The following is a 25,487-nucleotide window of genomic DNA, read 5'->3' on the forward strand; positions in this document are numbered from 1 at the left end:
AAATCGCGACCGATTCGGCACCCGAGTCACATCCGTTACTGCCGTTCGGCGGTGTCCGGCGGGGTTCGGTCGCGATTTCGCGACAGGGGTACGGGCAGGGGCCGAGACAGGGACGCGGGGCTAGTGGCCCATCCCGAGGCCGCCGTCGACCGGGATGACGGCGCCCGAGATGTACGAGGCGTCGTCGGAGGCGAGCCACGTGACGGCCTTCGACACGTCGTCCGTCGAGCCGAAGCGCCCGGCGGGGATCGACTTCTTGTAGTCGGCCTGCTGGGCCTCGGGCAGCACGGCCGTCATGTCGGTCTCGATGAAGCCGGGCGCGACCACGTTCGCCGTGATGCCGCGGGCACCGAGCTCGCGGGTGATCGATCGGGCGAAGCCGACGAGGCCGCTCTTGGAGGCGGCGTAGTTCGCCTGGCCGGCCCCGCCGTAGAGGCCCACGACGCTCGAGATCAGCACGATGCGGCCGAAGCGCGCCTTGAGCATCCCCTTCGACGCGCGCTTCACGACGCGGAAGGCGCCGCCGAGGTTGGTGTCGAGCACCGACGTGAAGTCGTCGTCCGACATGCGCATCAGCAGGGTGTCCCTGGTGATGCCGGCGTTGGCCACGACGACTTCGACCGGGCCGAGAGTCGACTCGATCTCGGTGAAGGCGCGGTCGATCGACTCGGAGTCCGTCATCTCGGCCCGGACGGTGAGCGCGCCCTCGGGGCCCTCGCCCGATCGGGCCGTCACGGCGACGCGGTGGCCGTCGGCGACGAACTGCTGCGCGATGGCGAAACCGATTCCGCGGTTTCCGCCGGTGACCAGGACGGTGCGGGGCGTGGTCATGGGTTTCTCCAAAGTCGTTCGAAAGCGAGAGACCTGCGGGGCCAGACACGGTGACCTCGACCGCAGGGCCGCCGACAAGCCTAGTGTCGCGGTGAGAACGACTTAGCATTAGATGCACCTCTTTTCCATGAGATGCGCCCCCGACCGAGATGCGCGAAGCCCGTGAGTTGATGAGCCCCAAGACGAAGAAGATGCGTGTGACGCCGATGACCGGCACGTCGAACACGATCACCAGCCTGCCGCCGGCGCCGGTCGACGAGCGTCACGGCCGCATGGTGCGCTACTCGATCTCGATGGGCATCCGCATGGTGTGCATCATCGTCATCTTCTTCGTGCCGGGTTGGTGGCGCTTCGTCCCCGCCATCGCCGCGATCGTCCTGCCGTACATCGCCGTGGTGCTCGCCAACGCCGGACACGACGGCACTCCAGGCGAGGTCGAGCGGCCGGGCGGCGTGGAACTCTACCAAGAGCCGACGGCCTTCCCGGGCTACGGCCGACCGACGCCCGAAGGGGCCGCGCCTTCGGCCCCGGGCTCGTCGAACCGCAGCTCCGAAGCCCCGCCCCGACGTGCCACGTACACGGCCGACGGCTATGTCGCACCCAGGCGGGCTGCTCCCCCGGCCGGCGGGTACACACCCCCTCCGAGCGGCTCCAACGGCGAGCCGCGACCCGACCAGAAGTGATCCTCGGCGGTACCGGCCCCGCCACCCCGCAGTGCTCGCGGGCCGGGTGCCGGGAAGACGCGACTCGCGCCGTCCATTGGAGGAACCCGAGGATCCACGCGCTCGACCGGGTGAAGACCTGGGCGGCCTGCGACGAGCACGTAGACTTTCTCGAAGGATTCCTGCGGTCGCGCGACTTCCCGGTCGTCGTCACCGCCATTGGTGAGACCGTCGACTCGGTCGGAGCGGAGGCGACGCCTTGAGAGAGTGGCGCTTCGTCCTGTCGAAGAAGTGGCTGGGCTACTTCGGCGTGGCATGCGTCTTCGCTCTCATCTGCGTCGTGCTGTCGCACTGGCAGTGGGATCGCCGGGCCGAGAACCTCGCCCTGCAGAATCGACTCGACACCAACTACAACGCCAAGCCGGTCGAGCTCTCGTCGATCCTGCCGCACCTCGACTCGTATTCGACAGCCGACGAGTTCAGGCCCGTCAGCATCAGGGGCCATTACCTGGTCGACCACACCTATCTCGCGCGCGACATCAGCTACAACGGCTACCCCGGGTTCGACGTGCTGGTGCCCCTCGAGACGGCTTCGGGCGACGTCTTCATCGTCGACCGCGGCTGGGTCGCCACCGGCAACACGCACGACTACCCCGACTCGATCCCCGCCGCCCCGAAGGGCACCGTCACCGTCGTTGCCCGCTTGGCCGCGTCGCAGGGAGACGTGCCCGGGCGCACCGACCCTCCGGGCAACAAAGAGGTCGCGCGCATCCAGCCGGCCGACATCGCGAAGCGCATCGACATGCCCGCCTACACGGCCGCGTACGGCACGCTCAAGCACGAGACGCCCTCGGTCGCCACACTGCCCAAGGCGGCCCAGAAGCCGCAGGTCGACTGGTCGCTCAACCTCTCGTACGCGATCCAGTGGGTGATGTTCGCCGTGGCCGCGTTCGGCTTCTTGGTCTATGTGATCCGGCAGGAGTACGACGTGCTCTACAGCGACGAGGAGGACCAGCGCTGGCTCGAAGAAGAGCGCGAGCGCAAGCGCCAGAGGCGCGGCCCGACCGATGCCGACATCGAGGACGACGAGCTCGACGAGGCCGGCTACGTGTCGTCACGCCCGGGCACCCGCATCAGTCGCTGACTCCGGTTGACCCGCACTTCGGGCGGCTTTCGGCACCTCGCCCAGGTGAGGTGCCGAAAGACCACCGGGAGGTGCGGGGCCGGCGCGGAGGGCTCTATGCGAGGGTGATGAGGTCCGAGTAGTCGGGCGTCCAGTGGTCTTCGGTGCCCTCGGGCATGATGAGCACGCGCTCGGGGTTCAGCGCCTCCACAGCGCCCTCGTCGTGGCTGACGAGCACCACGGCGCCCTCGTAGTTGTTGAGGGCGTCCAGGATCTCGAGGCGGCTCGCCGGATCGAGGTTGTTGGTCGGTTCGTCGAGCAGCAGCACGTTCGCGCCGGAGACCACGATCATCGCCAGAGCGAGGCGGGTCTTCTCGCCACCCGACAGCACTCCGGCGGGCTTCGCCGAGTCGTCGCCCGTGAAGAGGAACGAGCCCAGCACGCGCCGCGCTTCCATCTCGGTGATGTTCGGCGACGACGACACCATGTTCTCGAGCACGCTGCGCTTGACGTCGATCGTCTCGTGCTCCTGGGCGTAATAGCCGACGCGCAGGCCGTGGCCCGGCTCGAGCTGCCCGGTGTCGGGCTCGTCGACCCCGGCCAGGATGCGCAGGAGGGTCGTCTTGCCGGCACCGTTCAGGCCCAGGATGACGACCTTCGACCCGCGGTCGATGGCGAGGTCGACGGCGGTGAAGATCTCGAGCGAGCCGTAGCTCTTCGAGAGGTTCGTCGCCATGAGCGGGGTGCGACCGCAGGCGGCCGGCGTCGGGAAGCGGAGCTTGGCGACGCGATCGACGACGCGGACGTCGTCGAGCCCTGCGAGCAACTTCTCGGCGCGAGCGACCATCTGGTGTGCCGCAGCGGCCTTCGACGCCTTGGCGCCGAAGCGCGCGGCCTGCTTCTGCAGCTGGCCGGCCTGCTTCTCGGCCGTGGCGCGCTCTTTCTTGCGGCGCTCCTCGTCGGAAGCGCGCTGGCGCTGATAGTGCTTCCAGCCCATGTTGTAGATGTCGATCTGCTGGCGGTTCGCGTCGAGGTAGAAGACGCGATTGACCACCTCGTCGACCAGCTGGATGTCGTGGCTGATCACGATCACACCGCCCTGGTACGTCTTCAGGTATTCGCGCAGCCAGACGATCGAGTCGGCGTCGAGGTGGTTGGTCGGTTCGTCGAGGATCATCGTCTCGGCGGCCGAGAACAGGATGCGCGCGAGCTCGATACGACGGCGCTGGCCGCCCGAGAGGGTCGACAGCGGCTGGTCGAGGATGCGGTCGGGCAGGCTCAGGTTCGACGCGATGCTGGCGGCCTCCGCCTCGGCCGCGTAGCCGCCGAGGGCGGTGAAGCGGTCGTCGAGGTCGCCGTACCGCTTCATCGCCTTCTCGGCCACCGCCGCGTCGTCGCTCCCCATCTCCTGGGTCGCCTTCTGGATTCCGAGCAGGATCTGCCCGAGGCCGCGCGCATCGAGGATGCGGGTCCGCGCGAGGTCCTCGGGGTTGCCTGAGCGGGGATCCTGCGGCAGATAGCCGATCTCGCCCGTCTTCTCGATCTTGCCGCCCGTGGGCAGAGTCTCGCCCGCCAGCGTCTTGGTCATGGTGGTCTTGCCCGCGCCGTTACGGCCGACCAGGCCGATCTTGTCGCCCTTGTCGACCCGGAAGGTGACGTCCTCCATCAGGAGGCGAGCGCCAACGCGAATCTCGAGGTCGTGCACGGAGAGCACAGCAAAAGTCCAATCATCTGAGGAGGTGTCCACAACGCCGCCCGCCGGTGGGCCGCCCCTAGGATGAAAGGGATCGATGCGTGGAACCGTCTTACGGGCGTGTTCATACAAGACAACGCGCCGATCGACCTACTTATTCTAGGAGATTCCATGACGACCAACGCCCAGACCGCTCTGCGGCCGGTTCTCGCCGATCGATTCGTGCGCAAGAGCGTCGCCACCGACGTCGCCCTGATCGCGGGGGGCGTCGCCTTCGTCAGCCTTCTCGCGCAGGTCGAGATCCCGCTGTGGCCCGTGCCGATCACCGGCCAGACCCTTGCCGTCATGCTCGTCGGCGCAACACTCGGCGCCCGCCGCGGTGCCCTCTCGCTCACCGCGTACATGGTGCTCGGCCTCATCGGGCTCCCGATCTTCGCCGGCCACTCGACCGGCACCCTGTCGCTGCCGAGCTTCGGCTTCGTCATCGGTTTCATCCCGGCCGCCGCCGTCGTCGGCTGGCTGTCGCAGCGCAACTGGGACAAGCACGTCGTGCGATCGATCGCCGCATTCTTCCTCGCCAGCCTGATCCCGTTCGCCATCGGTCTGCCCTACCTCGCCGCATCGCTCGCCCAGCTGGGTCTCCCCCACGGTTTTGGCGCCGTCATGGCGGCCGGCTTCACCCCGTTCATCCTCGGCGGCATCGTCAAGTGGGTCATCGCGGCGGGGGCCCTGCCCCTCGCGTGGCGCGGCGCCCGTGCGCTCGGCGCCCGCCGCGACCGCTAGCCGAGCCCGCCCGCTCTGCCTCGACCACCGGGCGACACCGCAGCCGACACGACGAAACCCCCGCCCGAGGGCAGGGGTTTCGACGGAGCGAATCCTGAGCTAGATGCTGAAGCCGATGGCCCGCATCATGTCGCGACCGTCGTCGGTGATGCGCTCGGGGCCCCACGGCGGCATCCACACCCAGTTGATGCGGAAGGCGTCGACCACTCCGTCGAGGGCGTTGGCCGTCTCGGACTCGATCACGTCGGTGAGCGGGCAGCCGGCCGAAGTGAGCGTCATGCTGATGATCAGCGCGTTCTCCACCTCGTCGTCGAGCGCGAGGTCGTAGATCAATCCGAGGTCGACGACGTTGACGCCGAGCTCGGGGTCCATGACCTCTTTGAGCGCCTCTTCGACCTGGTCGAACTTCTCGGGAGCGAGTGCGAGCGGCATGGTCAGGCCCCCGCGACGGCGCCGGCCGTGGCAGCAGCGGCCTCGGCGGCGGATGCGGCGACGTAGCGGTCGTAACCTTCGTTTTCGAGCTGGTCGGCCAGCTCGGGGCCGCCCTGCTCGGCGACGTGGCCGTCGACGAAGACGTGCACGAAGTCGGGCTTGATGTATCGGAGGATGCGCGTGTAGTGCGTGATCATCAGGATGCCGAGGCCGGTCGCGTCGTGAGCCCGGTTGACGCCCTCGGAGACGATCTTGAGCGCGTCGACGTCGAGCCCCGAGTCGGTCTCGTCGAGGATCGCGAACTTCGGCTTGAGCAACTCGAGCTGCATGATCTCGTGGCGCTTCTTCTCGCCGCCCGAGAAGCCCTCGTTGACGTTGCGCTCGGCGAACGACGAGTCCATCTTGAGGTCGCTCATGTGCTGACGCAGGTCTTTGACCCAGGTGCGGAGAGCGGGCGCCTCGCCGTCCAGCGCGGTCTTCGCCGTGCGGAGGAAGTTCGCGACGGTTACGCCGGGGATCTCGACGGGGTACTGCATGGCGAGGAAGAGGCCGGCCTTCGCGCGCTGGTCGACGGTCATGTCGAGCACTTCCTGGCCATCGAGCTTGATCGAACCGCCGTCGACCTTGTAGCGGGGGTGGCCGGCGATCGTGTACGCGAGAGTCGACTTGCCTGAGCCGTTGGGGCCCATGACGGCGTGGATCTCGCCCTGCTTGATGGTCAGGTCGACACCCTTGAGGATGGGCTTGTTGCCCTGCTCGGTGTCGATCGAGACCTGGAGATCGCGGATTTCGAGGGTTGACATGTTGTTGTTCCTTTTGCTGAGGAGATGACGATTAAGAGGCGGCGACGTTCGTGGAGACGTCTACGAAGACGTCGCCGTCGACGACCGACACGGCGAAAACGGGCACCGGCTCGTAGGCCGGCAGGGTGAGCGGCTTGCCGCTCGTCAGCTCGAACTTCGAGCCGTGCGCCCAGCATTCGAGGGTGTCGTCTTCGACGAAGCCCTCCGACAGCGAGATGTCGCCGTGGGTGCAGGTGTCGCCAAGGGCGTGCAACTGACCGGCCGAGTCGCGCACGACTGCGACGGGGACGCCGTCGACGACGACGCGGATCGCGTCGGACACCTCGACGTCGGAGTCGGCGCAGACCTTCGTGGCCATCAGGCGTCGGCCTCGGAGGTCGAAGCGGCCGCAGCCGGAGCATCAGGCGCAGCAGCCGCAGCCGGCGCAGCCTTGGGTGCGGCGACAGGAGTCGGCCCAGAGCCCGGGAGCTTGTCGACGTAGACCGGGGCGTGCGTCGACTCGTGCAGAGCGTCGGCCTCGGCACGCGACCGCGCGCCGTCGGCGAGCTCTTCTTCGAGAGCCGCGATGAGGCGATCCTGCAGCGTCTCGTCTCCGATGTGCTGCACGATCTCGCTGAGGAAGCCCAGCACGACTATGCGTCGCGCCTCTTCTTCGGGGATGCCGCGCGACTCGAGGTAGAAGAGGTGCTCGTCGTCGAAACGACCCGTGGCCGACGCGTGGCCGGCACCGAGGATGTCGCCGGTCTCGATCTCGAGGTTCGGGATCGAGTCGGCGCGCGTGCCCTCCGAGAGGACCAGGTTGCGGTTCTGCTCGTACGAGTCGGTGCCGGGCGCGGTGCGGCCGATCAGCACGTCGCCGATCCACACCGTGCGTGCGCCGTCGCCCTGCAGGGCGCCCTTGTAGTTGACGCGGCTCTTGGTCTTCGGGGCGTCGTGGTTGACGTAGACCTGCTGCTCGAGGTGCTGACCCGCGTCGGCGAAGTACACGCCGTTCAGGTCGACGTCGGCGCCCTGCTCGGCAAGGTGCGCCGACGGGTTGACTCGCACGATCGAGCCGCCGAGGCTCACGACGAAGTGCTTCAAGACGGCGTCGCGGCCGAGGCGCGCGAACTGGCTCGACAGGTGGATCGCCTCGTCGTCCCATTCCTGAACGCTGACGACGGTGAGGTGTGCGCCCTCGTCGACGACGATCTCGACGTTCTCGACGAGGTTCGCCTTGCCGCTGTTGAGCAGGATCACGTGAGCGGACGAGTTCGCCGTCGCGTGGATCACCGTGTGGCCGGCGTGCGGCTGGTCGGTGAGGCCCGAGCGGCCGATCGTGATCGTCGATGCCTCGTCGCCGGTCAGCGTGACGAGCAGGACGTTCTCGACGCTCGACCAGGCGTTCGCCGAGGCCTTGTCTTCGGGCGTGCCCGCCTGGCCCACGAGCTCGTGGGTCGGCGACACCCACTCGACGGAGGCCCCGGGCGTCTCGCGAGCGAGGTAGGCATAGGGCGATCCGTCGAGCGGGCCGTCGATGAGTGGCCGGAGCTTCGCCACGGGGCTCTGCTTCCAGTCGACCTCGCGGCCGGTGACGTCGGGGAAGGCGGCAGGATCAGCGGACGCGAAACGAGCCGATCGCGTCTGGACCGGAACCTTGTGATCCTTGCTGCCCCATCCGCCGTCGCTGTGAGCGCCGGCCCCGTGCTGAACGGGTGCGTCGGTAGCTGCCGTGTCCGTGGGGGTCTGTGTTGGTGCGGGAGTTGCGGACATCTAGCCGACGGATCCTTCCATGCTCATCTCGATGAGCTTGTTCAATTCGAGTGCGTACTCCATCGGGAGCTCACGGGCGATCGGCTCGATGAAGCCGCGGACGATCATGGCCATGGCCTCGTCTTCGGCCATTCCGCGCGACATCAGGTAGAAGAGCTGCTCTTCGCTGACCCGCGAGACGGTGGCCTCGTGGCCGAGCTGCACGTCGTCGACGCGGATGTCGATCGCCGGGTAGGTGTCGGAGCGCGAGATGGTGTCGACGAGCAGGGCGTCGCAGCGCACCGTGTTGGCGGCGTGGTGCGCACCCTCGTCGACCCGGACCTCTCCGCGGTAGCCGGCGCGGCCTCCGCCGCGGGCGATGGACTTCGAGACGATCGACGACGTCGTGTAGGGCGCCATGTGGATCATCTTCGCGCCGGCGTCCTGGTGCTGGCCCGGGCCTGCGAAGGCGACGGAGAGCGTCTCGCCCTTGGCATGCTCGCCCGCGAGGTAGATCGACGGGTACTTCATCGTCACCTTCGAGCCGATGTTGCCGTCGATCCACTCCATGGTCGCGCCCTCGTGAGCGATGGCGCGCTTGGTGACCAGGTTGTAGACGTTGTTCGACCAGTTCTGGATGGTCGTGTAGCGAACGCGGGCGTTCTTCTTGACGATGATCTCGACCACGGCCGAGTGCAGCGAGTCGCTCTTGTAGATCGGGGCTGTGCAGCCCTCGATGTAGTGGACGTACGAGCCCTCGTCGGCGATGATCAGCGTGCGCTCGAACTGGCCCATGTTCTCGGTGTTGATGCGGAAGTAGGCCTGCAGCGGGATCTCGACCCGCACGTTCTTGGGCACGTAGACGAACGAGCCGCCCGACCAGACGGCGGTGTTGAGCGCGGCGAACTTGTTGTCGCCGGCGGGGATCACGGTGCCGAAGTACTCTTCGAAGAACTCGGGGTGCTCACGGAGCGCCGTGTCGGTGTCCATGAAGATGACGCCCTGGGCCTCGAGGTCTTCGCGGATCTGGTGATAGACGACCTCCGACTCGTACTGCGCGGCGACGCCGGCGACGAGACGGTTGCGCTCGGCCTCGGGGATGCCGAGCTTCTCGTAGGTGGCCTTGATGTCGTCGGGAAGCTCTTCCCAGCTGCCGGCCTGCTTCTCGGTCGAGCGTACGAAGTACTTGATGTTGTCGAAGTCGATGCCCGAGAGGTCGGCGCCCCACGTCGGCATGGGCTTCTTCTCGAAGAGGCTGAGCCCCTTGAGGCGGTTCTTGAGCATCCACGCGGGTTCGCTCTTGAGATTCGAGATGTCGGTGACGACCTCGGGGTTTACACCGCGTCGGGCAGAGGCCCCCGCAGCGTCGGAGTCGGCCCAGCCGAACTCGTATTGGCCCAGGCCTTCGAGCTCGGGGCGGTCGATCAGCACATCGGACATAACTACCTCTTTCTCTGCCGTCTCGAACCTTCACGCTCGTTGCGGCATTCCCTCTGGGGATCACTCCCGACGGGTGGCTGCCCTCGGCATCTGCCGGAGACAAGGGATCAGGGCGACCGCCCAGAACTGAGTCCATAGACTTGGAAAGCTGAGCTGCAAGGTGTGGTCTGCGTCGACGCACCGATTCCGGGTGTGTTCCTGAACCCGTCGATTCTACAGGTCAGCGCCGTTAAGTGAACGAAGGGCACCAAAGCGTGAGCAATGCACAGGCAACCTCGATGAATCCGCTGCAGCGGGCGTGGTCCTGGCTGCCGACGTCGGTCGACTACCGGGTCAGGGTCGCGGCGTGGGCGTCGCTCGTCTGTCAGATCGTTCTCGTCGGCACGGGCGGTCTCGTCCGGCTGACCAGCTCGGGTCTCGGCTGCCCCACGTGGCCGCAGTGCGGCGACGGCTCCATCGTCACCACGCCGGCGCTCGGCTATCACGGCGTCATCGAGTTCGGCAACCGCCTGCTGACGTTCGTGCTGGTGATCATCGTGATCGCCGCGTTCCTCAGTATCCTGCGCATCCGTCGCGTCCGCCGCGACCTGTTCTGGCTGACGTTCATCCAGGGCATGTCGATCCCGTTCCAGGCGGTGCTCGGCGGCATCAGCGTGCTCGCCAAGCTGAACCCTTACGTGGTGGGCTCGCACTTCATCGTGTCGATGATCCTGGTGAGGATCGCGACGACCCTGGTTTACCGGGTCACCCGCGGCCCGCGCAGCGACACCGCCGCCACTCCCCCGTGGTTCGCAGTCGTCACGCGCATCACTGCCGTCTTCGTGGCCATCACCGTGGTCCTCGGCATCCTGACCACCGGCGCCGGCCCGCACGCGGGCGATGCGCACACGCACCGCAACGGGCTGGACCCGAAGGTCATCGAGGTGTTCCACGCGATCCCGGCGTTCGCCGTCTTCGGGCTCACCATCGTGCTGATGATCGCGGTGGTCCGGCTCGGGTTGCCGCGGCGCTTCGTGACGATGCTGCTCTGCGTCGAGATCGCCCAGATCGCCGTGGGCCTCACGCAGGCCAACACGGGGCTGCCGGCGCTGCTCGTCGGCGCCCACCTCGTGCTCGCAGCCCTTCTCGTCTCGGCGATGACCGCGGTCACGCACACTCTTCAGTCGGACGCCGATCTCACCGAGCCAGTCGACGAGGCCGCGGTCGCCGCGGCCACCAGCTAGGGCTCTCGCACCTTCGAGCGGCTCGCGGCATCTCTCCTAGGCAGAGTGCTGTTGTCCGTCCGGCGGTGTCGGAATCATGGTGCGCAGTTCGGCGGCGAGCTGAGCCGTGTCGACGGGCCCGGTTGTGTCGACGCGAATCACAGGGAAGCCGGAGATCGGACGCGCGGTGCGGGCGCTCGCCTCCCACTCCGGCATCCGGTTGGCGTCGTCGTGGACGGCGTGTCGCGGCCGGGTCGTGAAGCGTTCGCGGAGCACCTCTAAGGGCGCTTCGCACCAGATTTCTACGCCCGACGTGACGCCTGCGACCTTCAGCCCTCGCGCGAAGAACTCCTCGTCGCGGCCGGTACCCCAGAACGACTCGACGAGCACCGGGCCGTCGATCATGCCGACGACACGCCAGACGACGTCCTGCGAGAGCCCGCCGAGATCGCGCGTCGGCAGTGGTGCCCCCACGGCTTCGACCAACGCCTCTTTGACGGCGTCCTTGGCCACGAGCGGCAGATCCAGCTCGGCCCGCAGGATGCGCGACAAGGTGGTCTTGCCCGAGGCCGGGGCGCCGTTCACCACGACGGCGAAAGTCGCCACGACACTTCTTCCTACAAAAAGTGAGGCAGCAGCGGGTCGACACCGACGGCGATGAAGATGAGCGTCATGTACGTGATCGAGGCGCCGAAGACTTTCATCGGCTTCACGTCGATCGCGTGTGTGATCGCGCGGCTGTAGAGACGGTGCGACTCGACGATGAACCACACGCCGGCCGCCACGGCGACGACCGTGTAGAGGATGCCCATGTGGGCGACGGGGATCAGCAGCAGCGAGCATGCGACGGTGGCCCAGGCGTACAGGATCACCTGCAGGCCGACGTGCGCGCGGCCCCGGACCACGGCCAGCATGGGCACGTCGACGGAGGCGTAGTCGTCGCGGTACCGCATCGACAGCGGCCAGTAGTGCGGCGGAGTCCAGAGGAAGATGATGCCGAAAAGGATCAGCGGCGTCCACCCGAGCGAGTCGGTCACGGCCGCCCAGCCGATCAGCACCGGCATGCAGCCGGCGATGCCGCCCCAGACGATGTTCTGGGGGGTGCGGCGCTTGAGCCACAGCGTGTACACGATGACGTAGAACAGGATCGCGAAGAGCGAGAGCGCCGCCGCAAGCACGTTGACCGTGAGCGCGAGCCAGACGATCGACGCCACGCCCATCACGTACGAGAAGATCAGCGCCTCGCGATCGGTGACGTCGCCGGTGACGAGCGCCCGATCGGCTGTGCGCTTCATGACGCGGTCGATGTCGCGGTCGATGTAGCAGTTGAAGGCCGAGGCCGAGCCTGCGCTGAGGGCACCGCCGATGAGCGTCGCGGCGATGAGCCAGAGGTTCGGGATGCCGCCCTGGGCCAGGAACATCGTCGGCGCCGTCGTGACGAGCAGCAACTCCATCACGCGGGGCTTGGTCAGCGAGATGTAGGCACGGACCTTGCGCTTGGCACCGATGCGGCGCCACGTGGGGCGCTCGCGAGTCGGATTCGAGCGGGTGTCGACTGCTGTCATACGTCCTCTAAGTGCGAGGTCTCCCCGCAGGAAGACGAGTGACCGACCAGGCTGATCTGTGGCCGGTTCAAGTCTAAGCGATGAATGTCTACGCTGACGGCGATCCATCCAGCGGCAAGCGGGCGGCCGACCCCTCGACGTCCCTATACTGGCAGGTGCTTGCCAGTTGCAGGGCACAGGGCGCCGATCACACTGTTCGTGTCGATGTCGCCGCGTCGATGAGTCCATCGGCACACACCCGCATCCGGGCCGATAACACGGTCGAGCCGATGACGTCTCGGCAGGCGCTGTCCGTGCGGGAGCGAAACCCGCGCAATCTCGCATCAAGAAGGGTCATCCTCAAGTGGCAGATCTGCAATGGGAATCCATTGACGAAAAGGCAGTCAACACGGTGCGCGTCCTCGCGGCCGACGCGGTCCAGAAGGTGGGGAACGGCCACCCGGGCACCGCGATGAGCCTGGCGCCCGCCGCATACCTCCTGTTCCAAAAGGTGATGCACCGCGACCCCAGCGACAGCACCTGGATCGGGCGCGACCGCTTCATCCTCTCGGTCGGGCACTCCTCGCTCACCCAGTACATCCAGTTCTATCTGGGCGGCTACGGGCTCGAGCTGAAAGACCTCGAGGAGCTCCGCACCTGGGGCTCCAAGACCCCGGGTCACCCCGAGTACGGCCACACCGACGGAATCGAGATCACCACCGGCCCTCTGGGCCAGGGTCTCGCCTCTTCCGTCGGCTTCGCCTACGCGTCCCGCTTCGAGCGTGGCCTGTTCGACGCTGACGCGGCACCGGGCACCAGCCCGTTCGACCACTTCGTCTACGTGATCGCCGGCGACGGCGACATGCAGGAGGGCATCACCAGCGAGGCCGCCTCGCTCGCCGGCCACCAGCAGCTCGGCAACCTCATCGCGATCTACGACTCGAACCAGATCTCGATCGAGGACGACACCAACATCGCCTTCACTGAAGACGTTCACAAGCGCTTCCTCGCCTACGACTGGGATGTCCAGGTCGTCGACTGGAAGAAGACCGGCGAGTACGTCGAAGACGTCGCCGAGTTGAACGACGCGATCGAGAAGGCCAAGGGCGTCACCGACAAGCCGTCGCTGATCATCCTCAAGACCATCATCGCGTGGCCCTCCCCCACCAAGCAGAACTCCGGCAAGGCGCACGGCTCGGCCCTCGGCACCGAAGAGATCGCGGCTCTGAAGAAGATCCTCGACTTCAACCCCGACAAGTCGTTCGACGTCGACCCCGCCGTCCTCGAGCACACCCGCAAGGCCGTCGAGCGCGGCCAGGCGCAGCACGCCGAATGGAACGAGAAGCTCGAGGCGTGGGCTTCGGCCAACCCCGAGAAGAACGCGCTGCTCAATCGCATGCTCGCCGGCGAGCTCCCCACCGATCTCGAGGGTGCACTGCCCGTGTTCGAGCCCGGCAAAGAGGTCTCGACCCGTGCCGCGTCCGGCAAGGTCATCAACGCCATCGCCGGCGTCCTGCCCGAGTTCTGGGGCGGCTCGGCCGACCTCGCCGAGTCGAACCTCACCTCGATCACCGATGCCAAGTCGTTCGTCCCCACCGAGTGGTCGACCCACGAGTGGTCGGGGAACCCCTACGGCCGCGTGCTGCACTTCGGCATCCGCGAGCACGCCATGGGCGCGATCCTGAACGGAATCGTGCTGCACGGCAACACGCGCCCCTTCGGCGGCACGTTCCTGATCTTCTCCGACTACATGCGCCCGGCCGTCCGTCTCGCCGCGCTCATGAAGGCGCCGACCACCTACGTCTGGACCCACGACTCCGTGGCCCTCGGCGAGGACGGCCCGACGCACCAGCCGATCGAGCAGCTCTGGGCGCTTCGTGCGATCCCCGACTTCTCGCTGGTCCGCCCGGCCGACGCCAACGAGACCTCCTACGCGTGGCTGACGATCCTTCAGCGTTTCTCCGGCCCCGAGGGCCTCGCCCTCAGTCGGCAGAACCTCCCGGTCTTCGAGCGCGGCGAGGGCGAGGCCACCGGCGACACCTTCGCTTCGGCGAAGTACGTCTCGAAGGGCGCCTACGTGCTCGCCGAGGCCCCGGGCGGCACCCCCGACGTGATCCTGATCGCGACGGGCTCCGAGGTGCAGATCGCCGTCGAGGCACGCGAGGTGCTGCGCGGCGAGGGAATCAACGCCCGCGTCGTCTCCGCCCCCAGCCTCGACTGGTTCGACGAGCAGAGCGACGACTACAAAGAGTCCGTCCTGCCGTCGTCGGTCAAGGCGCGCGTGTCGATCGAAGCCGGTATCGCACTCGGCTGGAAGAACTACATCGGCGACGCCGGCCGCAGCGTCTCGATCGAGCACTTCGGTGCCTCGGCCGACTACAAGACCCTGTTCGAGAAGTTCGGCATCACCACCGAGGCCGCCGTCTCGGCCGCGAAAGAGTCCCTCAACGAACTCGCCGCTCTCTGAGCCCCGAGAAGAAGAAGAGAAGAAAATGACTGACATCCAGACCACAGCAACGACCCCGACCGCGCAGCTCTCCGCTGCCGGCGTGAGCATCTGGCTCGACGACCTCTCGCGCGAGCGCATCCAGTCCGAGGGCCTCCAGAAGCTCATCGCCGAGAAGAACGTCGTCGGCGTCACCACCAACCCGACGATCTTCGCCGGCGCACTCGCCAAGGGCGAGGCGTACGACGCCCAGGTCGCGGAGCTGGCCAAGGCCGGCAAAGGCGTGACCGACTCGGTCTTCGAGATCACCACCAGCGACGTGGCCAACGCGTGCGACATCTTCAAGCCGATCTACGACTCGACGAACGGCTTCGACGGCCGTGTGTCGATCGAGGTCGAGCCGGGCCTCGCGCACGACGCCGCAAAGACCATCGAGCAGGCGAAGTCGCTCCACTCCCGAGTCGACCGCGAGAACGTCCTCATCAAGATTCCGGCGACCGTCGAGGGCCTCGAAGCCATCACCGCGACGATCGCCGAGGGCATCAGCGTCAACGTCACGCTCATCTTCTCGCTCGAGCGCTACCGCGCCGTGATCAACGCCTACCTGACCGGTCTCGAGCAGGCCAAGGCCAAGGGGATCGACCTGTCGAAGGTCCACTCGGTCGCGTCCTTCTTCGTGTCGCGCGTCGACACCGAGATCGACAAGCGCCTCGAGGCAGTCGGCACCGACGAGGCCAAGGCGCTCAAGTCGAAGGCCGGCGTGGCCAACGCTCAGCTCGCCTACGAGGTGTACGAGCAGGCGTTCGCGACCGAGCGTGCCAAGGGCCTCCTCGCCGAGGGCGGCAACAAGCAGCGCCCGCTGTGGGCCTCGACCGGCGTCAAAGACCCCAACGTGCTCGACACCACCTACGTGGTCGAGCTCGTCGCCCCCGAGGTCGTCAACACGATGCCCGAGAAGACGCTCGACGCGACCTTCGACCACGGCGTCATCACCGGCGACACGATCACCGGATCGTACGCGGCCGCCAACAAGGTGATGGACGACATCGCCGCTCAGGGCATCTCGTACGACGACGTCGTGGCCGTGCTCGAATCCGAGGGCGTCGACAAGTTCATCGTCTCCTGGAACGAGCTGCTCGACACCGTGACGGCCGCTCTGGACGCCGCTAAGTGACAGTAGCCATCACCGCGTCGGGCGATGCTGCGACTGCAGTCGAGTCCGTCGTCCCGACGCTGGTGCGCGACCTCGTCGCGTCCGGCATCACGGGTCTGGACCCCGCTCTGTGGGGCCCGGAGGCCGAAGAAGAGGCGTCCAAACGCCTGGGGTGGACGGAGGCCGTCTCGGTCTCCGCCCCCCTGGTGGCGCAGATCGCCGAGCTTCGTAAGAAGCTGCACAAAAAGCACCTGACGCACTTCGTGCTCGCCGGCATGGGCGGCTCGTCGCTCGCGCCCGAGGTCATCACTCGCACCGCCGGTGTCGAGCTGACCGTCCTCGACGCGACCGAGCCGGGCCAGGTGCTCGCCGCTCTGAACGACGACCTGAAGCACACCGTGCTCATCGTCTCGTCCAAGTCGGGCTCGACCGTCGAGACGGCGAGCCAGCGGGCGACGTTCGAGAAGGCCTTCCACGATGCCGGCTACACCGACATCGCCGACCGCATCGTCGTCGTCACCGACCCCGGTTCGCCGCTCGAGCAGTCTGCTCGCGAGGCGGGCTACGTCGTCTTCACCGCCGACCCGGCGATCGGAGGGCGCTACTCGGCCCTCTCGGCCTTCGGGCTCGTCCCGTCGGGCCTCGCGGGGGCCGACATCGAAGAGTTGCTGGCCGAGGCTGGCGCCGTGACGGTCGAGCTGTCGCAGGATCGCCCGGACAACCCGGGCCTCGTGCTCGGGGCCGTCCTGGCCGGCACGAGCCCGTTGCGCGACAAGATCGGCCTCGTGGCCGACGGCACGCACATCCAGGGCTTCCCCGACTGGGCCGAGCAGCTGATCGCCGAGTCGACCGGCAAGCAGGGCCGCGGGCTCCTGCCCGTCGTGCTCGACCTCGACTCGCCCGAGATCACCGAGGGTCTGCACGACGTGCAGATCGTCCGGTTCGTCGCCAACACTGAGGAGACCCGCGAGGTCGCCCCCGGCGAGGTCGAGATCTCCGGATCCCTCGGGGCCCAGTTCATGGTGTGGGAGTACGCGGTGGCCGTGGCCGGTCGCCTTCTCGGCATCAACCCGTTCGATCAGCCCGATGTCGAGTCGGCCAAGGCGGCGACGCGGGCTCTGCTCGACTCCGCCCCCGCGCCGACGCCCGCCGCGTTCACGGCGAACGGCGTCGAGGTGCGCTCGCGCGGCGGAATCGACCTCGGCGATGGTCTCGACGACGCCGTGGCCGGTCTGCTGAAGCACCTGACCGACGACGGCTACCTGGCGATCCAGGCCTACGTCGACCGTGTTGCGAACCCTGCCTTGGCCGAGCTGCGCGACATCCTGGCGACCCGCACCGAGCGGCCCGTCACCTTCGGCTGGGGCCCGCGCTTCCTGCACTCCACCGGGCAGTACCACAAGGGCGGGCCGGCCACCGGCGTGTTCCTGCAGATCACACAGGTGCCCGAGACCGATCTGCCCATTCCCGGCAGTTCGTTCACCTTCGGCACCCTCGTCGCGGCTCAGGCCGCCGGTGACGCCGCCGTCCTGGCCGAGCACGGCCGGCCGGTGCTGACGCTCACCGTCACCGACGTGGCGGCGGCTCTGCCGGCGCTTCTCGGCGCACTCCGCTGATGGGCGGTCGGGCGCGGGGTCGAGTCGATCCTGCGCCCGCTCTCGACCCTGACCGCTTCATGACGCAAGGAATCGGATAACACATGGCACCGGTGGAAATCACGCCGGAGTACAACCCTCTGCGGTTGCCCTCCGACCGACGACTCAACCGCATCGCCGGCCCGTCGAGCCTCATCATCTTCGGCGTGACAGGCGACCTGTCGCGCAAGAAGGTCATGCCGGCGATCTACGACCTGGCCAACCGCGGTCTCCTGCCCCCGGGCTTCGCCCTCGTCGGCTTCGCCCGGCGCGAGTGGGAGGACCAGGACTTCGAGCAGGTCGTCTACGAGGCCGTCAAGCAGCACGCGCGCACGCCTTTCGACGAGGACGTGTGGCGCCAGCTCAAAGAGGGCATCCGCTTCGTGCAGGGCGACTTCGACGATGCGGAGGCCTTTCAGCTGCTCAAGAAGACCATCGACGAACTCGACGTCGAGCGCGGCACGATGGGCAACCACGCCTTCTACCTCTCGATCCCGCCGAAGTTCTTCCCGCTCGTCACCGAGCAGCTGCGGGACTCCGGTCTCGCCGACGACACCGTCGACATCCACGGCGAGAAACCCTGGCGACGCGTCGTCATCGAGAAGCCCTTCGGGAGCGACCTCGAGACGGCTCGCGAACTGAACGCGGTCGTCGAGACGGTGTTCGAGCCCGACTCGGTCTTCCGCATCGACCACTACCTCGGCAAGGAGACGGTTCAGAACCTGCTGACGCTCCGTTTCGCCAACCAGATGTACGAGCCGCTGTGGAACAGCAACTACGTCGACCACGTGCAGATCACCATGGCCGAGGACATCGGCGTGGCCGGTCGTGCCGGCTACTACGACGGCATCGGCGCTGCTCGCGACGTCATCCAGAACCACCTCCTGCAGCTGCTGGCGCTCACCGCGATGGAAGAGCCCGTCAGCTTCAAAGCGCGCGACCTTCGCGCCGAGAAAGAGAAGGTGCTCTCGGCTGTCACCATCCCCGCCGACCTCGCCGAGGGCACCGCCCGCGGGCAGTACTCCGGCGGTTGGCAGGGCGGCGAGAAGGTGCTCGGCTTCTTGGAGGAGGCTGGGATGAACCCCGAGTCGGTCACCGAGACCTACGCAGCGATCAGGCTCGAGATCGCCACGCGCCGCTGGTCGGGCGTGCCGTTCTATCTGCGCGCCGGCAAGCGCCTCGGCCGCCGCGTCACCGAGATCGCAGTCGTCTTCAAGCGCGTGCCCGAGAACGTCTTCGGCCTCGGCGACGGCGCCGAGCTGGGGCAGAACGCCCTCGTGATCCGCGTGCAGCCCGACGAGGGTGTCACCCTCCGCTTCGGCTCGAAGGTGCCCGGCATCGGCACTCAGGTTCGCGACGTCACGATGGACTTCGGCTACGGCCACGCGTTCACCGAGGCCAGCCCGGAGGCCTACGAGCGGCTCATCCTCGATGTCCTGCTCGGCGACCCTCCGCTCTTCCCCCGCCACGAGGAGGTCGAGCTGTCGTGGAAGATCCTCGACCCGATCGAGCGCTTCTGGGCCGCCCAGGGGCAGCCCGAGCAGTACCGTCCCGGCACCTGGGGCCCCCACAGTGCCGATGAACTCATGGCCCGCGACGGCCGTACCTGGAGGCGTCCGTGATCGTCGATCTGCCCGACAGCACCATCAGCCGAGTCTCAAAGGCTCTGGTCAAGATCCGCGAAGAGGGCGGTGTCGTCGCCCTCGGTCGCGTGCTGACCCTCGTCATCTCGACGACCCTGGGCCACGAAGAGGAGGCGATCGAGGCCGCCAACGAGGCGTCTCGCGAGCACCCGATGCGGGTCATCGTGATCTCGACCGCCGATGAGATTTTGTCCGCCGAAGAGCCCCGGCTCGACGCGCAGATCCGCGTGGGCGGCGATGCCGGCGCGAGCGAGGTCATCCTGCTGCGCGCTTATGGCGACATCGCCCGCGACGAGGAGGGGCTCGTCACAGGCCTCCTGCTGCCCGACGCCCCCGTCGTCGCGTGGTGGCCCGGCAAGGCGCCCGCGGTCGTCTCGGAGTCGCCTCTCGGCCGAATCGCGCAGCGCAGGATCACCGACGCGGCCGCTCAGAGCAACCCGCGTCAGTCGATCATCGACCTGGCCTCGACCTACGAGCCGGGCGACACGGACTTCGCCTGGACGCGGCTCACCCTCTGGCGCACGCAGCTGGCGGCGGCTCTCGACCAGCCGCCGTACGAGCCGGTCACCGCGGTCGAGGTGTCCGGCGCCGCCGACTCCCCCTCGACGCTGCTGCTGGCCGCCTGGCTGCGTCTGCAGCTCGAGGTGCCCGTCAAGCACGAGCTCACGTCGCGCGCGACCGGCTCGAGTGGCATCCACGGCGTGAAGCTCGTGCGAGCATCCGGGCCGATCGAGCTCGAGCGCTCGCTCGTCGACGTCGCCACGCTCTCGCAGCCCGAACAGCCGACGCACGACCTGTCGCTGCCACGCCGCGGCCTGCGCGACTGCCTGGCCGAAGAACTCCGTAGACTCGACCCTGACTCGCTCTTCGGCAATGTCGTCAAGAGCGGCGTCGCCCTGCTCCGTGCTGACCAGCCGTGACGCAGACCCAGGCGACATCTGTTTGACGCAGTTCGACCTGTCATCCTGACAGGTCACGACAGTAATAGAGGCTACTGAGACGTGACGAATGAACGCCGGGTGCTGGTTCACCCCGACAAGCAATCCCTGGGGGCCTCGGTCGCCGCTCGCTTCATCACGAAGATCATCGACGTCATCGAAGAGCAGGATTACGCGTCCGTCGTGCTCAGCGGCGGTTCGGTCAGCACCCTGGTGCTCGCCGCGATCAACCGGTCAGAGGCGCGTGACAGCGTCGACTGGTCGAAGGTGTCGTTCTGGTGGGCCGACGAGCGCTTCGTCGCCGCAGACTCGGACGACCGCAACGATCGCCAGAACGGCGTCGACCTGCTCGACCACATCGGCGTCCTGCCCGAGAACGTCCACCGCATGGCGAATACCGACGACGCTGCCGACCTCGCCGAGGCGGCCTCGCAGTACGTCGCCACGCTGAAGGAGCACGCTCAGGCCGACGACGAGTCGCCTCGTTTCGACATCACGCTGCTCGGTGTCGGGCCCGACGGTCACGTCGCCTCGCTCTTCCCCGACAAGCCGCAGGTGCTGCAGACGTCGCCCACTGTGCTGACCATCGATGACTCCCCCAAGCCGCCGCCCGAGCGCCTGACCCTCAGCCTGCCGGCGATCAACAACTCGCAGCGCGTCTGGATGATCCTCGCCGGTGCCGAGAAAGCGGCCTCGCTCGGCCTCGCTCTCGCGGGCGCCGGTGCCGACCAGGTGCCTGTCGCCGGGGTCAAGGGTCGCAAGCGGACGGTCTTCTTCGTCGACCGGGACGCTGCGGCCGAGGTGCCCGAACAGCTCATCGCCTCGACCTACTAGATCGACGACGACGAAGGCCCCGAACATTCGTTCGGGGCCTTCGTCGTTGGTGTGCTGCCGCCTACTTCTTCGCCGGGGTCGGGATCTTGCCGCGACGCTGACGAAGCTGCTGAAGGGCTTCGTCGAGGAGCTGAGCAGCCTCTTCTTCGGTGCGACGCTCTTTCACGTACGCGAGGTGGGTCTTGTACGGCTCGAGCTTGGCGACGACCGGGGGGTTGTCTTTGTCACGCCCGGCAGGAAGGCCGGTGGACGGCGAGTCGACCGTCTCGGGAATCTCCTCTTCGGGCACGTTCGCCGCGAAGTGTCGCACGACCTCGTTGCCCAGGGCATCCCAGTAGGAGACGGTGATTCGCTCGGCGTGGAACCCCCGATCCTGCTCGCCCATGGGGCCTGCGCCGACGCGAGAACCCCTGATTGCACTGCCGCCTGATGCCATTACGATCCCGCCGTGAACTTGGTGATGAGCCCCAGGACCACGATGGAAGCGAACCACACGAGGCCGAGGATGACTGTGATGCGATTGAGGTTCCGCTCAGCAACACCGGACGCGCCGAGGTTGCTGGTCACCCCGCCGCCGAACATGTCGGAGAGCCCGCCACCGCGACCGCGGTGCAGCAGGATGAGAAGCGTCAGCAGAAGGCTCGTGATACCGAGCACGACATACAAGACGGTTTGGAGAATTTGCACGGAAAACCTTTCGAGCGTTTCGGGCCGCTAACGATTATAACCGGGCGGAGGCGAAATGCCGCGCCCGGCACCGTCGGGTCTAGACGCCGACGTGGTTCTGGTAGCGGACGATGCTCGCGAACTCGGTGATGTCGAGGCTCGCGCCGCCGACGAGAGCGCCGTCGACATTGGGCTCGCGCATGAACGACGCGACGTTGCCCGACTTGACCGAGCCGCCGTACAGGATGCGGGTCGCCGCGGCCTGGTCGGCCCCCAGCTTCTCGGTGAGCGTGTCGCGGAGGGCCGCGCAGACCTGCTCGGCCTGGTCGGGCGTCGCCGCCTGGCCGGAGCCGATCGCCCACACCGGCTCGTAGGCCACGACGATCTCGCCGCCGGCCGGAAGCCACTCGAGGGCAGCGCCGAGTTGAGCGACGGGAACGGCGCTCGGGCCGTGCTTCTCGAGGTCTTCGGCCGTCTCGCCGACGCAGATCACGGGAATGAGGCCGTTGCGATGCGCAGCCGTTACCTTCGCCGCGACGACCTCGTCGGTCTCGCCGTGGACGATGCGGCGCTCGGAGTGGCCGACGATGACGTACTTCACGTCGAGCCTGGCGAGGAACGCCCCGGAGATGTCGCCGGTGAAGGCGCCATCGTCGTTGTCCGACAGGTCTTGCGCCCCCAGCTCCAGCTCGAGTTTGTCCGCGTCGATCAGCGTCTGCACACTGCGGAGGTCGGTGAACGGCGGAAGATCGCCGCCTCCACGTCTCCGAAGTTGTGCTTGGCGTCTTTGAGACTCCAGGCGAGCTTCTGGACGAAGGCGATCGACTGCAGGTGGTCGAGGTTCATCTTCCAGTTGCCGGCGATGAACGGGCGTCGTGCGGTTACCATCCGAGGACCTCCAGGCCTGGCAGCTTCTTGCCCTCGAGGAACTCGAGGCTGGCGCCACCTCCGGTGGAGATGTGCCCGAACTGGTCGTCGGTGAAGCCGAGGGCGCGAACGGCCGAGGCCGAGTCGCCTCCCCCGACGACGCCGAGACCGTCCACGTGTGTCAGTGCCTCGGCGACCGTCCTGGTGCCGGCGGCGAAGGCCGGGAACTCGAACACGCCCATGGGGCCGTTCCAGAACACGGTCTTCGACGACGCGACGATGTCCGCGAACGCGGCCGCCGTGTCGGGACCGATGTCGAGGCCGATGCCGGCATCGCCGAACGTCGTCGAGTCGATGGCGTCGGCAGCCACCGTCTCGTGGTCGGCGTCGGCCGCGAAGCCGGATGCCACGACCACGTCGGTGGGCAGCACGAGGCGGATGCCCTTCGACTCGGCCTCGGCGATGTAGCCGCGCACGCGATCGAGCTGGTCCGCCTCGAGCAGGCTCTTGCCGACCGCATGGCCCTGGGCCGCGAGGAAGGTGAAGAGCATGCCGCCGCCGATGAGCAGGTTGTCGACCCGCGGCAGCAGATGCTCGATGACACCGAGCTTGTCGGAGACCTTCGAGCCTCCGAGCACGACCGTGTAGGGGCGCTCGGGCGTCTCGGTGAGGCGGTCGAGCACACCGAGCTCGGTCTCGATCAGCGAGCCCGCCGCGCTGGGCAGCAGCTGCGGCAGGTCGTAGACGCTGGCCTGCTTGCGGTGCACGACGCCGAAGCCGTCCGAGACGAACACGTCGCCGAACGCGGCGAGCTCGCGAGCGAAGGCCTGGCGCTCCTCATCGCTCTTCGAGGTCTCGGCGGCCTGGTACCTGAGGTTCTCGAGCACCAGGATCTCGCCGTCGGCGAGTGCCTCGACGGCGGAAGCCGTCTCGGTGCCGGTCGTCGACGGGGCGAACGCCACGGGGGTGCCGAGGAGTTCGCCCAGTCGCAGAGCGACGGGAGCCAAGCTGTATTCGGGCTTGGGCTCGCCGTCGGGGCGGCCGAGGTGCGAGATGACGACGACGCGGGCGCCGGCGCCGATCAGGGTGCGGAGGGTGCCCAGGGAAGCGCGCACGCGGCCGTCGTCGGTGATCACGCCGTCTTTCAACGGCACGTTCAAGTCGCAGCGGACGATGACGCGCTTGCCGGCGAGTTCGCCGAGGGACTCGAGGGTGCGGAGAGCCATGAGTTGCTGCCTATCGATTCGTGCGTTCGGTACGTAGCCCGTCGTGTGTCGGCACTAGAGCTTGGCTGCGACGTACTCGGCGAGGTCGACGAGGCGGTTCGAGTAGCCCCACTCGTTGTCGTACCACGAGGTGATCTTGACGAGGTTGCCGATGACCTTGGTCAGGCCAGAGTCGTAGATCGACGAGTGCGGGTCGGTGCGGATGTCGCTCGACACCAGCGGGTCTTCCGAGTAGAGCAGGATGCCCTTGAGGTCGCCCTCGGCAGCCGCCTTGTAGGCCGCGTTGATCTGCTCGACCGTGACGGGTGTGCTCGTCTCGAGCGTGACGTCGGTGATCGAGCCGGTCGGCACCGGGACGCGGAGGGCGTAGCCGTCGAGCTTGCCCGCCAGCTCGGGGATCACGAGGCCGATGGCCTTCGCGGCACCGGTCGAGGTCGGCACGATGTTGAGGGCCGCGGCGCGTGCACGACGCGGGTCCTTGTGCGGGCCGTCCTGGAGGTTCTGGTCGGCCGTGTAAGCGTGCACCGTCGTCATGAGGCCGCGCTCGACGCCGAAGTTGTCGAGGAAGACCTTCATCAGGGGCGCGAGGCTGTTCGTGGTGCACGACGCGTTCGAGATGATGTGGTGGTTGGCCGGGTCGTAGCCCGACTCGTTCACGCCGAGGACGATGGTGATGTCGTCGCCGGTGGCCGGAGCGGAGATGATGACCTTCTTGGCGCCCGCGTCGATGTGCTTCTGCGCATCGGCGGCCTTGGTGAAGAAGCCGGTCGACTCGATGACGATGTCGACTCCCAGCTCGCCCCAGGGCAGGTTGGCGGGGTCGCGCTCTTCGAAGACCTTGATGGGCTTGCCGTTGACGACGATGGTGTCGCCGTCGAGCTCGACGGTCGCGTCGAGGCGGCCCGTGATCGAGTCGAACTTGAGGAGGTTGGCAAGAGCCGCGTTGTCGGTCAGGTCGTTGACGGCGACGATCTCGAGGTCACTGCCCTTGGCGAGGGCTGCGCGGAAGTAGTTGCGGCCGATTCGGCCGAAGCCGTTGATACCGATCTTGACGCTCAATGGTTCTCCAGTTTTTCATGGCGCCTGAGGCGCTCGTGGCGGGGCTTGGGGCTTCACAGTGGGGAGCTTTGGGCCTCTACGACAGTAGCGCAGAGGCCGCAGGATACGACGAGGCTAGAAGACGAGGAGGCCTTGGGTCTTGGAGGCTGCTGCGGTGTAGCGGGCCTGGACGTTGTCCCAGTTGACGATGTTCCAGAACGCCTTGACGTAGTCGGCGCGGACGTTCTTGTAGTCGAGGTAGTAGGCGTGCTCCCAGACGTCGAGCATCAAAAGCGGCACGAGGCCGAAGGGAACGTTGCCCTGCTGGTCGAAGAGCTGGAAGATGCTGAGCTTCTGGCCGAGGACGTCGTACGCGAGCACGCTCCAGCCGGAGCCCTGCACGCCGAGAGCGGTGGCGGTGAAGTGCGCGGTGAACTTGTCGAACGACCCGAACTGGTCGTCGATCGCCGAGGCGAGGTCGCCGGTGGGCTTGTCGCCGCCGTCGGGCGAGAGGTTCGTCCAGAAGATCGAGTGGTTGACGTGGCCGCCGAGGTTGAAGGCCAGGTCTTTCTCGAGCTTGTTGACGCCTCCGAGGTTGCCCGACTCGCGGGCCTCGGCGAGCTGCGCGTTCGCAGTGTTCGCACCGGTGACGTAGGTCTGGTGGTGCTTGTCGTGGTGCAGCTCCATGATCTGAGCCGAAATGTGCGGAGCAAGAGCCGCATAGTCGTACGGAAGGTCGGGCAGGGTGTATTCAAGCATCGGTGTTCTCCTCGCTCGCGGGGCCCGTGGCGCACCAGA

24 protein-coding genes and 1 pseudogene are annotated in these 25,487 nt (G+C 67.3%); 10 read left to right on the forward strand and 15 right to left on the reverse strand.

Annotated features, from left to right (window positions below; genetic code table 11):
* Nucleotides 1–120: 120 nt before the first annotated feature.
* Nucleotides 121–831 (reverse strand): beta-ketoacyl-ACP reductase, encoded by a 711-nt coding sequence (locus AX769_RS12655; RefSeq protein ID WP_066279860.1) that lies wholly within the window; start codon nt 829–831, stop codon nt 121–123.
* A gap of 170 nt (nt 832–1,001) precedes the next feature.
* Here AX769_RS12655 and AX769_RS12660 point away from each other — a divergent pair, with 170 nt between their 5' ends.
* Together AX769_RS12660 and AX769_RS12670 are read left to right on the forward strand one after the other, a co-directional pair.
* Nucleotides 1,002–1,514: a DUF3099 domain-containing protein gene (locus AX769_RS12660; RefSeq protein WP_066279863.1), complete on the forward strand. Its 513-nt coding sequence runs from the start codon at nt 1,002–1,004 to the stop codon at nt 1,512–1,514.
* Between the two features lie 238 nt (nt 1,515–1,752).
* A complete protein-coding gene (locus AX769_RS12670) occupies nt 1,753–2,637 on the forward strand; it encodes an SURF1 family protein (RefSeq protein WP_066279866.1) in 885 nt (294 codons plus the stop codon).
* Nucleotides 2,638–2,731: 94 nt separating this feature from the next.
* On the opposite strand, the gene AX769_RS12675 is transcribed toward AX769_RS12670, so the two are convergent.
* Complete coding sequence (locus tag AX769_RS12675) at nt 2,732–4,330, reverse strand: ABC-F family ATP-binding cassette domain-containing protein (protein WP_066279872.1); 1,599 nt, start codon at nt 4,328–4,330, stop codon at nt 2,732–2,734.
* Nucleotides 4,331–4,480: 150 nt separating this feature from the next.
* On the opposite strand from AX769_RS12675, the gene AX769_RS12680 reads away from it, so the two are divergent.
* Nucleotides 4,481–5,092 (forward strand): biotin transporter BioY, encoded by a 612-nt coding sequence (locus tag AX769_RS12680; RefSeq protein ID WP_066279874.1) that lies wholly within the window; start codon nt 4,481–4,483, stop codon nt 5,090–5,092.
* Nucleotides 5,093–5,191: 99 nt separating this feature from the next.
* Here AX769_RS12680 and AX769_RS12685 read toward each other — a convergent pair whose 3' ends face one another.
* The 5 genes from AX769_RS12685 to sufB are packed head-to-tail and all read right to left on the reverse strand — an operon-like array spanning nt 5,192 to nt 9,498.
* Nucleotides 5,192–5,524 carry a metal-sulfur cluster assembly factor gene (locus tag AX769_RS12685; RefSeq protein WP_066279877.1) on the reverse strand — a complete coding sequence of 111 codons (333 nt, stop codon included), beginning with the start codon at nt 5,522–5,524 and terminating at the stop codon, nt 5,192–5,194.
* A gap of 2 nt (nt 5,525–5,526) precedes the next feature.
* Entirely contained in the window at nt 5,527–6,327 is an 801-nt protein-coding gene (gene sufC, locus AX769_RS12690) for a Fe-S cluster assembly ATPase SufC (protein ID WP_066279880.1), read from the reverse strand.
* Nucleotides 6,328–6,358: 31 nt separating this feature from the next.
* Nucleotides 6,359–6,685 (reverse strand): Rieske 2Fe-2S domain-containing protein, encoded by a 327-nt coding sequence (locus tag AX769_RS12695; RefSeq protein WP_066279883.1) that lies wholly within the window; start codon nt 6,683–6,685, stop codon nt 6,359–6,361.
* The gene (gene sufD, locus AX769_RS12700; RefSeq protein ID WP_066279885.1) at nt 6,685–8,079 is read right to left on the reverse strand and encodes a Fe-S cluster assembly protein SufD; all 1,395 of its coding nucleotides are present in this window, start codon (nt 8,077–8,079) and stop codon (nt 6,685–6,687) included. The genes AX769_RS12695 and sufD overlap by 1 nt, the downstream gene beginning before the upstream one ends.
* Nucleotides 8,080–9,498 carry a Fe-S cluster assembly protein SufB gene (sufB, locus tag AX769_RS12705; RefSeq protein WP_066279887.1) on the reverse strand — a complete coding sequence of 473 codons (1,419 nt, stop codon included), beginning with the start codon at nt 9,496–9,498 and terminating at the stop codon, nt 8,080–8,082.
* A 254-nt stretch (nt 9,499–9,752) separates the two neighbouring features.
* Between sufB and AX769_RS12710 the strand changes: the two genes are divergently transcribed.
* Entirely contained in the window at nt 9,753–10,721 is a 969-nt protein-coding gene (locus AX769_RS12710) for a heme A synthase (RefSeq protein WP_239451780.1), read from the forward strand.
* 36 nt (nt 10,722–10,757) lie between these two features.
* On the opposite strand, the gene AX769_RS12715 is transcribed toward AX769_RS12710, so the two are convergent.
* Together AX769_RS12715 and AX769_RS12720 are read right to left on the reverse strand one after the other, a co-directional pair.
* Nucleotides 10,758–11,306 carry an AAA family ATPase gene (locus AX769_RS12715; RefSeq protein ID WP_066279889.1) on the reverse strand — a complete coding sequence of 183 codons (549 nt, stop codon included), beginning with the start codon at nt 11,304–11,306 and terminating at the stop codon, nt 10,758–10,760.
* A gap of 11 nt (nt 11,307–11,317) precedes the next feature.
* The gene (locus AX769_RS12720; RefSeq protein WP_066279891.1) at nt 11,318–12,265 is read right to left on the reverse strand and encodes a heme o synthase; all 948 of its coding nucleotides are present in this window, start codon (nt 12,263–12,265) and stop codon (nt 11,318–11,320) included.
* A 343-nt stretch (nt 12,266–12,608) separates the two neighbouring features.
* On the opposite strand from AX769_RS12720, the gene tkt reads away from it, so the two are divergent.
* The 6 genes from tkt (at nt 12,609) to pgl (ending at nt 20,892) form a co-directional block, all read left to right on the forward strand.
* Complete coding sequence (gene tkt, locus AX769_RS12725; RefSeq protein ID WP_066279893.1) at nt 12,609–14,711, forward strand: transketolase; 2,103 nt, start codon at nt 12,609–12,611, stop codon at nt 14,709–14,711.
* A 25-nt stretch (nt 14,712–14,736) separates the two neighbouring features.
* Entirely contained in the window at nt 14,737–15,864 is a 1,128-nt protein-coding gene (gene tal / locus AX769_RS12730; RefSeq protein ID WP_066279899.1) for a transaldolase, read from the forward strand.
* Nucleotides 15,861–17,459 (forward strand): glucose-6-phosphate isomerase, encoded by a 1,599-nt coding sequence (locus tag AX769_RS12735; protein WP_066279901.1) that lies wholly within the window; start codon nt 15,861–15,863, stop codon nt 17,457–17,459. Before tal ends, AX769_RS12735 begins: the two co-directional genes overlap by 4 nt.
* A gap of 83 nt (nt 17,460–17,542) precedes the next feature.
* Nucleotides 17,543–19,099, forward strand: a complete 1,557-nt coding sequence (gene zwf, locus AX769_RS12740; protein WP_066279904.1) for a glucose-6-phosphate dehydrogenase — start codon at nt 17,543–17,545, stop codon at nt 19,097–19,099.
* Complete coding sequence (locus AX769_RS12745) at nt 19,096–20,040, forward strand: glucose-6-phosphate dehydrogenase assembly protein OpcA (protein WP_066279910.1); 945 nt, start codon at nt 19,096–19,098, stop codon at nt 20,038–20,040. The genes zwf and AX769_RS12745 overlap by 4 nt, the downstream gene beginning before the upstream one ends.
* A gap of 81 nt (nt 20,041–20,121) precedes the next feature.
* Nucleotides 20,122–20,892 carry a 6-phosphogluconolactonase gene (gene pgl, locus AX769_RS12750; RefSeq protein WP_066279914.1) on the forward strand — a complete coding sequence of 257 codons (771 nt, stop codon included), beginning with the start codon at nt 20,122–20,124 and terminating at the stop codon, nt 20,890–20,892.
* Between the two features lie 61 nt (nt 20,893–20,953).
* Here the strand turns inward: pgl and AX769_RS12755 are convergent, their stop codons facing one another.
* The 6 genes and pseudogenes from AX769_RS12755 to AX769_RS12780 form a co-directional block, all read right to left on the reverse strand.
* Nucleotides 20,954–21,328: an RNA polymerase-binding protein RbpA gene (locus AX769_RS12755; protein WP_066279915.1), complete on the reverse strand. Its 375-nt coding sequence runs from the start codon at nt 21,326–21,328 to the stop codon at nt 20,954–20,956.
* Nucleotides 21,328–21,579, reverse strand: coding sequence for a preprotein translocase subunit SecG (gene secG, locus AX769_RS12760; RefSeq protein WP_066279917.1), 252 nt, complete (start codon nt 21,577–21,579; stop codon nt 21,328–21,330). The genes AX769_RS12755 and secG overlap by 1 nt, the downstream gene beginning before the upstream one ends.
* 79 nt (nt 21,580–21,658) lie before the next feature.
* A pseudogene (gene tpiA / locus AX769_RS12765) lies at nt 21,659–22,446 on the reverse strand (triose-phosphate isomerase).
* Entirely contained in the window at nt 22,440–23,651 is a 1,212-nt protein-coding gene (gene pgk, locus AX769_RS12770; RefSeq protein ID WP_066279923.1) for a phosphoglycerate kinase, read from the reverse strand. The pseudogene tpiA and the gene pgk overlap by 7 nt, the downstream one beginning before the upstream one ends.
* A 54-nt stretch (nt 23,652–23,705) precedes the next feature.
* Nucleotides 23,706–24,710 carry a type I glyceraldehyde-3-phosphate dehydrogenase gene (gene gap / locus AX769_RS12775; protein WP_066279925.1) on the reverse strand — a complete coding sequence of 335 codons (1,005 nt, stop codon included), beginning with the start codon at nt 24,708–24,710 and terminating at the stop codon, nt 23,706–23,708.
* 114 nt (nt 24,711–24,824) lie between these two features.
* The gene (locus tag AX769_RS12780) at nt 24,825–25,448 is read right to left on the reverse strand and encodes a superoxide dismutase (RefSeq protein WP_066279933.1); all 624 of its coding nucleotides are present in this window, start codon (nt 25,446–25,448) and stop codon (nt 24,825–24,827) included.
* Nucleotides 25,449–25,487: the final 39 nt, after the last annotated feature.

This window comes from Frondihabitans sp. PAMC 28766 (genome assembly GCF_001577365.1).
GTDB lineage: Bacteria > Actinomycetota > Actinomycetes > Actinomycetales > Microbacteriaceae > Frondihabitans.

What these genes read in the sequence shown, in the direction of transcription:
- AX769_RS12695 (WP_066279883.1), bottom strand. Translation starts at nt 6,685, where the DNA reads ATGGCCACGAAGGTCTGCGCCGACTCCGACGTCGAGGTGTCCGACGCG.
- AX769_RS12755 (WP_066279915.1), bottom strand. Translation starts at nt 21,328, where the DNA reads ATGGCATCAGGCGGCAGTGCAATCAGGGGTTCTCGCGTCGGCGCAGGC.
- AX769_RS12685 (WP_066279877.1), bottom strand. Translation starts at nt 5,524, where the DNA reads ATGCCGCTCGCACTCGCTCCCGAGAAGTTCGACCAGGTCGAAGAGGCG.
- AX769_RS12680 (WP_066279874.1), top strand. Translation starts at nt 4,481, where the DNA reads ATGACGACCAACGCCCAGACCGCTCTGCGGCCGGTTCTCGCCGATCGA.
- sufC (WP_066279880.1), bottom strand. Translation starts at nt 6,327, where the DNA reads ATGTCAACCCTCGAAATCCGCGATCTCCAGGTCTCGATCGACACCGAG.
- zwf (WP_066279904.1), top strand. Translation starts at nt 17,543, where the DNA reads ATGGCACCGGTGGAAATCACGCCGGAGTACAACCCTCTGCGGTTGCCC.
- AX769_RS12780 (WP_066279933.1), bottom strand. Translation starts at nt 25,448, where the DNA reads ATGCTTGAATACACCCTGCCCGACCTTCCGTACGACTATGCGGCTCTT.
- sufB (WP_066279887.1), bottom strand. Translation starts at nt 9,498, where the DNA reads ATGTCCGATGTGCTGATCGACCGCCCCGAGCTCGAAGGCCTGGGCCAA.
- AX769_RS12660 (WP_066279863.1), top strand. Translation starts at nt 1,002, where the DNA reads ATGAGCCCCAAGACGAAGAAGATGCGTGTGACGCCGATGACCGGCACG.
- tal (WP_066279899.1), top strand. Translation starts at nt 14,737, where the DNA reads ATGACTGACATCCAGACCACAGCAACGACCCCGACCGCGCAGCTCTCC.
- pgk (WP_066279923.1), bottom strand. Translation starts at nt 23,651, where the DNA reads ATGGCTCTCCGCACCCTCGAGTCCCTCGGCGAACTCGCCGGCAAGCGC.
- AX769_RS12655 (WP_066279860.1), bottom strand. Translation starts at nt 831, where the DNA reads ATGACCACGCCCCGCACCGTCCTGGTCACCGGCGGAAACCGCGGAATC.
- sufD (WP_066279885.1), bottom strand. Translation starts at nt 8,079, where the DNA reads ATGTCCGCAACTCCCGCACCAACACAGACCCCCACGGACACGGCAGCT.
- AX769_RS12720 (WP_066279891.1), bottom strand. Translation starts at nt 12,265, where the DNA reads ATGACAGCAGTCGACACCCGCTCGAATCCGACTCGCGAGCGCCCCACG.